This window comes from Micromonospora sp. NPDC050495 (assembly GCF_040655175.1).
Classification (GTDB): Bacteria; Actinomycetota; Actinomycetes; order Mycobacteriales; family Micromonosporaceae; genus Micromonospora.
On sequence record NZ_JBFAJK010000013.1, the window covers coordinates 1 to 11488 of the forward strand.

An 11488-nucleotide genomic window follows, 5' to 3' on the forward strand; every position below is an offset into this window, starting at 1 on the left:
GATCAGCACGACGAACCCGCAGGCCGGCCCCCGCCGCCAACCCACGGAGCGACGCCGCAGCTTGCCGGTGGACCACGGAGCGCATCCTGGCGCTCGGGGCGACCACGGACCTCGCCACCGCCGCCGCGATTCTCGGCATCTCCCGTTCGGCGGCCTACAAGCTGGCCGCCCGCGACGCCTTCCCGGTGCCCCTGTTCCGGGCCGGCGCGCACTACCGCGTCCCGACCGCCCCGATCCTGCGGAAACTGCACCTCGAGTCCCCACCGGTACCGACATCTGGTGAGACCGACAGGGTGGGTGCCGACGAGACCGACGGGCATTCGGGCGCGGACAGGGACACCACGGGCTGCAGGCCACCGCCGTAACCCCGCCCGGGTAGTACGCATTGTTCGCCGGCACGGCTTCGTACGCCGTGCTGGTGCAGTCGCCCTGGCTACTGCTCGACGGCGCGGGAGAGAAGCCGGACCAGAGCGCGGCGCAACACTCGCTCGATGTCATCCACGACCGCTGACAGGAGATCTGTCGGCTGCCCGGTGAGGGTGTGCAGTTCCTGCCTGCCCGGGTCGTCGCCGTGCATCTCGTCGTTGCGGAGCCGGTATCCCAGACGCAGGAGGGCGTCGAGCCGCTCGGGCGGCGCCTGCAGGACAGGGTCGTCCGCCAGGAGCGCGGTCGCTCCGTCAACGATCTTGTCCTGCTTCCAACGATCCGCTGGCAGGCCCGGCAGTTTGATGAACAGCACTTCGGCGCAGACGATCAGGTCGATGAGCCGGTCGGTCGGCACCCGGTCGGCCCCGGCCAGGACCAGCCGGCGCAGTGCGGTTTGCAGACCCCGGTCCTCCCGAACCGCGGGATGCGCGAGGAGGTCGTACACCTCGCGCATCGCCTCCACCTGCTCTCGCCCAAGGATTGTCGGTCGCTCCTCGTCGAAGGCGGGTAGCGCCGACAGGGACGCCGTCGGCCCCATGCCCTGGGGAAAGTCGTCGTCCGGTGGGCAGCGGATCGCCCGAGTCGCGGTGACGGACCCGCCGCTCACCAGCCGCAGCGCAGCCACGAGACGGCTGGCTGGCTCGACCAGCGCGCCAGCCTCCGGCGTCGTCGGTTGGGCGGGTACGTCCATGTCCGAGCACACCGGGTACGAGGTGCAGCGGGTCAGGGCCCACTGGTGGAACCGTGACACGGTCACCGAGGTCGGGCCGCCCGCGAAGGCGATCGGCACCGCGAGGTAGCCGATCGAGGCGCTCACCTGCCGGTCGCTCATCGCCTGCAGCACCAGGCCGTCCGGCAACGTGACCGCCTCGATGCCCGCGGTGGGGGTGAAGGCGTTGAGCGGGACCACCTCGACCAGCCGCGCCCGCGTGGCCAGCAGACCGTCCTCCAGCCTGCTGTATGCGGCGTCGAAGGCGTCCTGGTCGAACCGGTAGCCCCCGACGGCGGCAACCATGGGTTCCAGGACGTGCTTAACCAGCGTCCACCCCAATTGCCGGAGCGTGAGGGCGAACTCCACCCCGACGAGGCAATCCACCCGCTCGCGCAGCACCTCATCAGCGGCCACGACGGCCCGCACCGTCTCCATTTCGGCGAAGGTGTCCAAGAACCGGTAGTCGGTGACCCGGCCCGGCATCTGCCAGACGTCGCGGCGGATCGCGACGAACGACTGCTGCCCGTGGCGGTGCCACTCGCCGAAGTCGGGAACGGTCGCGAACACCGGCACGCCGTCGCGAGCGGCCAAGTCGCCGAGCACCGCCGCCATCAACTGGCCCACTGCCGCGTGCAGCTGTGGGCGCCGCACCCGGCCCCTCGCCACGTCATCTGTCGCCACCATTGGCCGTCCTCCATGCCCGATCTCACATGCGAACCGGACAGGATCCCAGACTCCCCCAGCAGGGCGCATCTGACTTTCGCCGGTCACCGGCCCCAGCGCATGGACCACCCACCGGACCTGGAACCGCGACTTGATCGTGGCCGCCGGTCACGCGTGGATGTCGATCGACCAAACCGATGCCCCACCCCAGACGAACGGGAGCACCACCACCGATGCCAGACGGAAGCATCTTCAAGCGCTGCGGCTGCCGCCGCCCCGACACGGGCAAGCCACTGGGAAACGACTGCCCGAAACTACGCCGCGCGAACCGCGCCTGGAGCTCCGACCACGGCCACTGGGCCTACCAGCTCGAACTACCACCCACCACCGACGGTGGGCGCCGGCAGCTACGCCGCTCCAGCTTTTCCACCCGCCGTGCCGCCGCCGACGAACTCGACCACGCCCGCGACCTGCTCGCCCTCGCCAACGGAGACCGCCGCCGCCGTACCGAGATCGCCGACCTGCTGCAAACCGCCGTACGCGCCAAACGCCCCCTGCCCGAGGTCGACCGTATCCGCCAGCGGCTGCGCGGCGACGGCACGCTGGCCGACATGCCCACCGTCGCCGAGTACCTCACCGGCTGGCTGACCCACCTCACAATCGACGCGAACACGCAGCGCGGCTACGAATCGATCGCCCGGGTCCACTTGATCCCACACCTGGGCGACATCCCGCTGGACAAACTGCGCACCACCCACATCCGCGCCATGTTCGCCGCCATCGAGCGCCGCAACGACGAGATCACCGCCGCGAAGGCGAGCACCGACCCAGCCATCCGCGCGTCTGTCACCGGCGTGCGACCCACTGGTGCCACCACACGCCAACGCATCCGCGCCTGCCTGCGGAAGGCGATCAACGACGCCCTTGCCGACGAACTCATCGTCGGCGCCAACCCCGCCGCCCTGGTCAAGGTCCCCGCCGACCGGCCCCTACCGATCGTGTGGGAGGACGAACGCGTACAGCGGTGGAAGGCCACCGGCGAGGTCCCTGGACCGGTGATGGTGTGGACCGACTCCCAGGTCGTGCAGTTCCTCGACTACGCCGCCGTACACGCCCCCGACCTGCACCCGATGTGGCACTACATGGCCTACCGAGGGCCCCGCCGCGGCGAGGCGTGCGGCCTGCGCGACAGCGAGGTGCGCCTGCACCGCCGCGAGACCACGATCAACAACCAGATAGCCACCCACGGCTACACCGCCGTGCAGAAACCACCGAAGAGCAGGGCCGGAAACCGCGACGTCGCCCTCGACACCGACACGACCAAAGTCCTCACCGCCTACAAGGCCCGCCGCGCCGCCTGGCAACTCGCCGCCAGCGACGCATGGCCCGACACCGGCCTGTTCTTCGTCCGCCCCGACGGCAAGCCGTGGCACCCCAACGCCGTCACCCAACGGTTCCGCAAACTCATCCGCAAAGCAGGGCTGCCCCCGATCCGGCTGCACGACCTGCGCCACAGCGCCGCCACCATCGCCCTCGACGCCGGCGTCGACATCAAGGTCGTCTCCGAGCAACTCGGCCACTCCACCACGACCCTGACCCGCGACACTTACCAGAGTGTCACCAAGCGGATGCACCAGGACGCCGCCGATGCTGTCGCCAAGAAGATCAACCGGATGCGCCGCAAGGCGGGGTGAAACCCACCTCCATCGAAGCGGCAGCGGACGACCGCGTGCGGCCACGCCCGACCCGGTCACCTGGGCGAATACGCTCGCGACGTGAGCGGTGACGACCAGCGGCTGAGCCGGCGGTGCAGCTTCGGCGAGGACCCGGACAACTACCAGGCGGCCCGGCCGGGATACCCGCCAAGGGTGTACGAGGTGCTTGCCGAGCGCGGGCTGCGACCGGGTGCGCGTCCTGGAGGTCGGACCGGGAACAGGGCAGATGACCCGTCCCCTCGTGGACGCCTGCACGTCGGTGCTGGCGGTGGAACTCGGTGGCCGGCTGGTGGCCCGGCTGCGAACGAACCTGACCGGCCAGGACGTGACCGTCATCGAGGGCGACTTCACCACCGTGCCGTTACCCGACGACACCTTCGACCTGGCGGTCTGCGCCACCGCCTTCCCGAGGGACGGTAGCTGTGGTGTGCATGCGGTATAGGACGGCTGTCATGCGCGCGATGGCGGGGTGGCGGGGATGGACACGGCGGTGATCGGCGATGGTGCGGGCGAGGAGTTGCTGCGCGGGTTCTTGGCGGCCGTGTTCGTGCAGGACGACGGCGAGGGTGGCTTGGGTGGCGAGGGTCGGTAGTGCGTAGGGTCCGTCGGCTTGGGTGTGGTGGCGGATGAGGTCGCTGTAGCAGTCGGCGGAGGCGGTGAGGTTCCCGGCGGCGCGGTGGGTGGCGGCCAGGACGCGCAGGGCGGCGCGGACTTCCGGGTTGGTGGGGTCTCGGAGGAGGTGGCGCAGGCTGCGGTGTCCCCACTGGGCCCAGGGGAGCGCGGCGGCTGGGTCGCCGTTGGTGAGGGTGAGGGTGGCCAGGAGCGCGGCGGCGCGGGCGGTCGCGGTGTCCAGGGCGAGCCTGCCGCTGGTGGGGTCGATGTGCAGGAGCCCGCTGTGCAGGACGTCGATGGCACGCTCGGGCTTGTTGTCGGCGGCGTGGCGCTGGGCTAGGTGTAGACGCTGGGCCATGGCCATCATCGGGCCGGTGACCTGTAGGGAGACGGCTCTCCAGGTGATGTGCAGGTCTGTGCCGGTCGCGCCGACGGTGACGCGTTGGATAGGGCCGAGCGCGTAGGAGGCGGCCTGGGTCGTCTTTCCGGGTGGGACGAGGTGTGGGGTGCGGTGCAGGATCACCGCGGCGACGGCGTCGCGGACCTCCTCGGCCGGCACCGGTGCGCGCCCGCAGGACGGCGCGCACAGGTAGACCCTGCCGCTGCCGGGCAGCTGGATGAGGATCATGGATCGCGCGCAGGTGTGGCAGGCCAGGAGGCCGGGTGGGACGGGCGCGGCCTGCACGGCGCGGGCCCGCGAGACCCATTCCTCAACCGTCGCGGGCGACAGGTGGTGGCTGCGGGCAACGTCCCGGGGCGCTTGGTGCAGGCCGTGGACGGCGGCTTGTTCGATGGTCGCGGCGACGACCTCGGCGACGAAGGCGGGTGTCCACGCGGGGATGGCTGTCGTCCGCGTCGGCATCGGCGTTCCTTCCTTGGGGTTCATGGTTGCGTTCAGGCGGTGGGAGCGGCGCCGGGTTTGTGAAGTTCGTAATGATCCGCAGACGGTGCATGTGAGCGGAGGGTGTGGCCGGCGACGACAGTGGGGGGCTGTCGTCGCCGGCCACGTCGGTCGCCGCTGCCCTCCCTCTACGGGCGGGCGACCGGCTTGGACGCACCGATGTGGGCCCGACGCAGAGGGTGGGCGACGACGCGGGGCGGCGACAGAGAGGGGCGGTGCTAGCCGGTAGCCGGACCTGGCTACCGAAACCCAGGGCCTAGCGTTGGGCGTCGGACTGGGCGCGGGCCGCGGCGGTGACGGTTGCCGGCCTGGCGGTGTTCAGAGGCCAGGAGCTGCGGTTCGGGTGAGGGTTGCGGCTCATCGGGGCGAGGACCGGCCCGTCGGGCAGGGTGAGCGCGGGTCTCGGGAGGTAGCCGTGCCCGCGGTACTGGTCCTGGCTGTCGGGCGCGATTTCGGTCCACGAGGGCATGTCGATGCGGTCGACGCGGCTTTCATGGTGGGTGAGCATCGCCGCGCCGATACCGCGCCGCTGGGCGGCGGGAAGAACGGCGAGAACTGCCAGGTGGTAGTGAGGTTCGGTGGGTCGGACCTTGGTGAGTAGTTGGTCGAGGAGTTCGAACTGCCGCGCGTGCGGGCCGGCGGCGTAAGTCAGTCGGCTGTGGTAGTTCGACGGTGGCGGGATGCTGCGGTAGCGGTGAAACCCCATCGCCGCGGCGCTCAGGTCGTCGGTGATCTGGATGTCGCCGAAGAACATGGCGTGTTCCATCCAGATGACCGCCACGTCGGTGAGGAGCCGCCGCCGGCAGGTCGGGTCGGGTACCAGCCACTGGGCGAGCGGGCCGGAATGCAGGGCGTCGGCGATCAGCGCGGCGACCGGTTCCTTGTCCGCCCACCGGGCGGCACGGATACGCGGAATGACGTCCATGGGATGCCTCCAAGGGCAGCGGGTGGGTGGGGCGGGCTTACCGGTAGGTGGCGGTGGCGAGGTCACCGACGGCGGCGTCGACGGCGGCGGTGATGTCGCGTACCTGCCGGTGGTGCTGCGCGGCGATGGTGCGCAGTTGCACGGTGAGGGCGGCGGTGTCGTCGGCGAGGTACAGGTGGTTGGTCAGGCCGAGGGTCGCGACGAGGCCGCCGAGGGCGGCGGTGTGGTTGTCGGGCTGGTCACGGCCGGCGGCGATGTAGTGCAGCCGGGCGCGGGCGACGACCGGCCACTTGAGGTCCGTGGGCAGGTAGCGGTCGGTGCGGGCGAGCCCGCCGAGGCGGCGGCGCACGTCGTGGCGCAGGATCCCGCCGGCGTGCAGGCCGGCGCGGGTGCGGTCGTACAGGTCGGCGGCGAACCCGCGCAGCCACCCCCGCAGCGGCGGGGCCGGATGGGCGTAGCGGATCGATGCCAGGGCAGTGTCGGCGATCAGATCACCGACCGGGCGGTCCAGGTGCAGCCACAGCCGCTGCTCCCCGCCCGGCCCGGTGTCATCGGTGGTGTCGAGGGCAATCCGCCCGGCGAGGAACAGGTCGATGAGAACCGCACCAGCCAGGCCGAGGGCGAGGGCCTGGCGGTGGATGTGCGGCTGGCCGGTGTCGTCGTCGTGGCCCAGCAGGAACAACTCGTCCCGCAACGGCAACTGCGGGATGGACGAGGTCATCTCGATCCCGTCCCCTACCGCGGACCGTCGGTGTGCTGCCGGAGGCGGGCGTGCACCCCGTCGTAGGCGGCCTGCGGCTGCGGAAGCAGCAGCTTGTCGACGGCGGCGAGGACGGTGTAGTTCGGGTCGCAGACGTTGCCGATCGGCGCCCGTCCCGCCTGGGACACCAGCTGGTAGGCGTCGAGCTGCTCCAGGCCGGTGAGGTCACCCACCCAGCCGACCAGGTCGCGGTGCGCTATCCGGTAGGCGTCCTCCAACGGGCGGGCGCAGCCGACTGACATGATCGACGTGTCGGTCTCGAGGCGGGGCCACACCGTCGGGACGCCTTTGATGACCTCGATGATCAGGGTGGTGGTTGTGGCGATCTCCACCCCGACGCCGCAGACCTCACCCTCGCCCTGATGGGCGTGGCCGTCGCCCAGGGCGAGCATCGCCCCGTGCACGTTCACCCCCAGGTACAGGGTGGTACCGGCGCGCAGCTCCGGTGTGTCGAGGTTCCCGCCATGGCTGTCGGGCACGATGGTCGAACGCGCCTCGAAACCGCCCGGGGCCACGCCGATGGTGCCGATCATCGGGGCCAGCGGCAGGTCGACCGTGTGGTCGCTGTCGGTGGCGTGGAAGCGGACCGTGCCGGCCTGCTGGTCGATGTCGTACACCCACACCCGCTCCTGGAGAGGCGGCTGCAGGGTCGCCGTGTGCGCGGTGGAGGTCAGTGCCCCGAAGTGCGGGAACGTCGCGGAGACTCCCCAGTCGCGGGCCGGGACGATCGAGGCGAGGTGGACGGCGAGGGTGTCGCCTGGCTCGGCGTCCTCGACGAAGAACGGCCCGCACACGGGGTTCAGGTAGGGCATGCGGCACACCTGCGACGGCAGGTCCGCCGGGCCGCGGACGAGGCCGCCGAAGCAGTCCTCGGTGTGCGCCTGCAGGGTGTCACCGGAGCGGATGTGGGCTACGGGCATCCGACCACCGAAGGTGTAGGCCAGCTCGTCGCGGGCGGGCCGGTAGCTGATCGCGTCCATGGTCGTCACACCCGCTCGACGTGGCGGGCCTGCGGCTGCGCGGGCGCCAGACCCGACAGGGCGGGCCGGCGACCGGTCAGGTACAGGCCGGCGAGCACGACCATGCCGAGGGCGAGCCAGGCCAGACCGAGACGCTGCGCGGCGATGTTCGCGTTGACCACCACGTAGGCGAGGATCGCGAAGCCGATACCGGGCATGATGAGGTGTGCCCACCAGTTGCGGCTGCGCTGGCGGATGAGGTGGTGCACGACGACGGAGACGTGCAGGACCAGGAACGCGACCATCGCCCCGAAGTTGATCAGCGACGACAGCAGCGTGATCCCGTCCGCTCGGGTCGCCATGTACAGGCCCAGCGCGAGGGACACGACGCCGGTGAGCATGGTCGCGTTGATCGGCACGTTGCGGCGGATCGACACCTTCGCCAGGAAGCCGGGAAGCTGCCGGTCCCGGGCCATGGCGTACAGCAGCCGAGACGTGGCGACCTGCGCGACCATCGAGTTCGGCAGGCCCCACGCGATCGCGGTCGCGACCGCGCACAACGTCGCCAGCCAACCTCCGCCAGCCACCTGCGCGGCGTCGTAGAAGGCAGTGCCGTTCGGATCACCGTCACTGAGCAGGGAGGCTGGCTCGGCGACGAGCATCGCGGCCAGCCACGTCTGCGCGATGAACAGCACACCGGCCAGGACGAGGACGGCGGCCATCGCCCGGCCGATCTGCCGGGAGCCACCCTTGGTCTCCTCAGCCAGCATGGAGATCCCGTCGAAGCCGAGGAAGGACAGCACCGCGATCGACACCGCCCCGGCTACCAGGGACCAGGTGAAGGTGTCGGCGTTGTAGAACGCCTCCCAGCTGAACCGGCCCCTGCCCGTTGCGAGGGCCCAGCCGGCGACGGCGAGGAAGATCGCCAGGACGATCAGCTCGCCGACGAGCATCACCCGGGTCACCATCGCGGTCATCCGGATCCCCACCGAGTTGACGATCGTGTTGACCGCGACGAACCCGAGCAACCACAGCCACACCGGCACGGCCGGCACGGTGGAGTGCATCGCTACCGACGCCACCAGGTACAGCAGGCCCGGTACGAGGACGTAGTCGAGCAGGATCACCCAGCCAGCCAGGAACCCGACCGGCGCGCTGATGCCTCGGCCGGCGTAGTTGTAGACGCTGCCGGACATGGGGAACGCCTTGACCATCTGCGCGTACGAGAACGCGGTGAACACCAGCGCGACCACGCCGACCGTGTACGCCAAGGCCACCATCCCGCCGGAGCCGGCGTACACGCTTCCGAAGATCGCCATCGGCGCGATCGGCACCATGTACACCAGGCCGTACGCGACCAGGTCCCGGAATCGTAGTTGACGGCTCAACTCCTGCCGATAACCATATTTGGAGAGGTCATTCTGGAAACTCATCAGACTCCTCAAGCTTTTTTGGGTCCTGGCTAATCGCGCTATTTCGCAGCCCACTCGTCAGCGAAGGCAAATGCTTCTTCGATCTTGAACCGCCACAAACGATTTCGTGGAGCATGCGAACGGGTATCTCGGCAACGAGAATTGCTCACCGGGCTAGGTGAGTCGATACCGTTGATGCGGACATACGGTGTTGTCCGCATGCAACTGTCCGCGTAGCGTTCGACCACGTACGGTCAGACCTGTCCGGATCCGGCAGCGACGGACAGACGGCACCCAGGAGTACCGGTGGCGCAAACTCCACGACGGCTGACCCCGCATCGATCGGCGCTGCATGGGTTCGGTGCCGTGCTTCGGCAGTGGCGCGAGCGCCGCGGGCTGTCCCAGCGTGCTCTAGGCAGGCTGGTGCACGTCAGTGGGGACCTCATCGGCAAGGTGGAGAAGGCCGAACGTTGGCCGTCCGCCCGCTTCGTCGAGTCGTGTGAGGGCGCACTGCAGACAGGTGGCGAGCTGGTCCGCTTCCTGGCAGACCTGGAGAGTGCGCGCCGCTTCACCAGTGTCGGCTACCGCTTGGCCGAGGGCGCGGAGGGCCAACTCCGGGCCTCCATCGATCACCCCGACAAGACCGACCTGCTCCGCTCGTGGCACGAGCAGCTCGCCAGTCTGGCCGTTGCCGGAAACCGCACCGGATATGTAGGGATGGCGTCCACTGCCCATGCGCAGATTGGCGTCGCAGCCGCCATCGGGCGGCGAAGCCGTTCAGCCGACCGCCGAGACATACTAATCGCCCAGGCGCTGTGGGCGGAGTTCCTCAGCTGGATCGACGAGCAGGGCGACGCCGCCGAGGCTGACGCCTGGCTGCGACGCGCCCAGCGGCACGCCGTCGAAGCGAACGCGCCAGCGCTTGCCAGCTATGTCCTGATGAGGCAGAGCCAACGAGCCCTTGAGCGCTTCGACCCGCGTAATGCTGCTGCCTTGGCGCAGCGGGCGCTGGACGAGGTTCGTTTACCAGGCCGCATCCGCGCTCTACTGCTGGTCCGCCAGGCTCAGGCCTACGCGATGGGAGGTGACCAGAACGCCTGCGCAGCCACCATCGACCAGGCGCACAGGATCGCCGGCCGCGCCGATTGGGGCTCGACGTTGCCGGTCGATGTTGGTGCCCACTGCGACTTGGTGTATGTGGCTGCCCACGAAGCGCAATGCCGTCTTCTCCTCGGTCAACCGGCGGCTGCAGCCGATCTCTACGAGCAACTCCTGCGCCAATGGCCAGATCAGTGGCGCGTCGATGAGGCCCTGTGGCGATCGGCCTTGTCCACCGCCTACGTCAACAGTGGCGACGTTGAGCGCGCAGCGGTCGAGGCCACCAACGCATTGGCCTTGGCCACGGGTACCTCGTCCGCGCGGGCTCTGCGCTGGTTGAACCCGACGGCGGTGGCCCTGCGCCAGCAGACAGCCGTTCCGGAGGCGGCGACCTTCGTGCGCGCCTATCGGCAGGCCACTCTTGAAGCGTGCAACCATTAGCCCGTGGATCTGATCACGACGGCGACGAGCACCGAGGAGTCCGAGCGAGCGGCGTCCGTCGCGGTCCTTCCGGTCGGGAGTTTTGAACAGCACGGCGCCCACCTGCCGCTGCTGACGGACACTATCGTGGCATGCGCGATCGCGAAGGCAGTCGCCGAGCGCTACGACCTCTTTCTGCTGCCGCCCGTGACGATCTCCTGCTCCCACGAACACGCGGCGTGGCGTGGAACGGTCAGTATCAGCGCCACCACGCTCGCCGCCGTGGTCGGTGACATCGCCGCCTCCCTGCGTCAATCAGGCATCAATCAGCTCGCTGTGATCAACGGGCACGGCGGCAACTACGCGCTTGCCAACGTCGTTCAGGAAGCCAACGTCGCCGGACCGAAGATGACCCTGTTCCCCGCTCGGGCCGACTGGGACGACGCCCGAGTGGCCGCAGGCCTACACAGCACAGCCCACCAGGACATGCACGCGGGCGAGCTCGAGGTTTCGCTGCTCCTGCACGTCGCGCCCGAGGTAGTGCGTGACGGCTTCCAGCATGCCGACCATCTAGCGGACGATCGGCGTCACCTCCTTACGCAGGGCATGAGTGGCTACACCACCAGCGGCGTCATCGGCCTGCCGTCCCACGCCACCGCAGCCCAGGGCAAAGCCGTACTCGAAGACCTCGTTCGCTCTTTCGCCGACCATCACGGCCTCCTGTTGAGACACAAGGCATGATCAGGAGTGATGCTAAACGGGAGCTGTTGTCCGTATCGACTTTGCCCCCCGGGGAGAGCGATCGGGCGGAGGCAGTTTGCGGGTGCTCCGGGGCAGGGGAAGGGGCACGGCGCTCGGACGTAGAGTCGGCCGTCTAAGCCCGCA

The 11488-nt window shown here is 69.6% G+C and carries 11 protein-coding genes; 5 read left to right on the forward strand and 6 right to left on the reverse strand.

Annotation, left to right across the window (positions count from 1 at the left end; genetic code table 11):
- Positions 1-365, forward strand: a 365-nt coding sequence (locus AB0I11_RS15380; protein ID WP_357319633.1) for a DNA-binding protein, incomplete at its 5' end; no start/stop codon positions are given.
- Between the two features lie 68 nt (positions 366-433).
- Here AB0I11_RS15380 and AB0I11_RS15385 read toward each other — a convergent pair.
- Positions 434-1762: a hypothetical protein gene (locus AB0I11_RS15385; RefSeq protein ID WP_357319636.1), complete on the reverse strand. Its 1329-nt coding sequence runs from the start codon at positions 1760-1762 to the stop codon at positions 434-436.
- A gap of 272 nt (positions 1763-2034) precedes the next feature.
- Here AB0I11_RS15385 and AB0I11_RS15390 point away from each other — a divergent pair, with 272 nt between their 5' ends.
- Together AB0I11_RS15390 and AB0I11_RS15395 are read left to right on the forward strand one after the other, a co-directional pair.
- Positions 2035-3495 (forward strand): tyrosine-type recombinase/integrase, encoded by a 1461-nt coding sequence (locus tag AB0I11_RS15390; protein ID WP_357319639.1) that lies wholly within the window; start codon positions 2035-2037, stop codon positions 3493-3495.
- Between the two features lie 247 nt (positions 3496-3742).
- Positions 3743-3958: a methyltransferase domain-containing protein gene (locus AB0I11_RS15395; protein ID WP_356958437.1), complete on the forward strand. Its 216-nt coding sequence runs from the start codon at positions 3743-3745 to the stop codon at positions 3956-3958.
- On the opposite strand, the gene AB0I11_RS15400 is transcribed toward AB0I11_RS15395, so the two are convergent.
- The 5 genes from AB0I11_RS15400 to AB0I11_RS15420 form a co-directional block, all read right to left on the reverse strand.
- Positions 3878-4990, reverse strand: a complete 1113-nt coding sequence (locus AB0I11_RS15400; protein ID WP_357319643.1) for a tetratricopeptide repeat protein — start codon at positions 4988-4990, stop codon at positions 3878-3880. The genes AB0I11_RS15395 and AB0I11_RS15400 overlap by 81 nt on opposite strands.
- A gap of 295 nt (positions 4991-5285) precedes the next feature.
- A complete protein-coding gene (locus AB0I11_RS15405; RefSeq protein WP_357319646.1) occupies positions 5286-5954 on the reverse strand; it encodes a GNAT family N-acetyltransferase in 669 nt (222 codons plus the stop codon).
- 37 nt (positions 5955-5991) lie between these two features.
- On the reverse strand, positions 5992-6675 hold the full coding sequence (locus AB0I11_RS15410) for a GPP34 family phosphoprotein (RefSeq protein WP_209959900.1): 684 nt from the start codon (positions 6673-6675) through the stop codon (positions 5992-5994).
- 14 nt (positions 6676-6689) lie between these two features.
- Complete coding sequence (locus AB0I11_RS15415) at positions 6690-7703, reverse strand: acetamidase/formamidase family protein (protein WP_357319649.1); 1014 nt, start codon at positions 7701-7703, stop codon at positions 6690-6692.
- The gene (locus AB0I11_RS15420) at positions 7700-9106 is read right to left on the reverse strand and encodes an APC family permease (protein ID WP_357319652.1); all 1407 of its coding nucleotides are present in this window, start codon (positions 9104-9106) and stop codon (positions 7700-7702) included. Before AB0I11_RS15420 ends, AB0I11_RS15415 begins: the two co-directional genes overlap by 4 nt.
- A 285-nt stretch (positions 9107-9391) precedes the next feature.
- On the opposite strand from AB0I11_RS15420, the gene AB0I11_RS15425 reads away from it, so the two are divergent.
- Positions 9392-10624 (forward strand): helix-turn-helix transcriptional regulator, encoded by a 1233-nt coding sequence (locus tag AB0I11_RS15425; protein ID WP_357319654.1) that lies wholly within the window; start codon positions 9392-9394, stop codon positions 10622-10624.
- A gap of 3 nt (positions 10625-10627) precedes the next feature.
- The gene (locus tag AB0I11_RS15430; protein WP_357319657.1) at positions 10628-11344 is read left to right on the forward strand and encodes a creatininase family protein; all 717 of its coding nucleotides are present in this window, start codon (positions 10628-10630) and stop codon (positions 11342-11344) included.
- Positions 11345-11488: the final 144 nt, after the last annotated feature.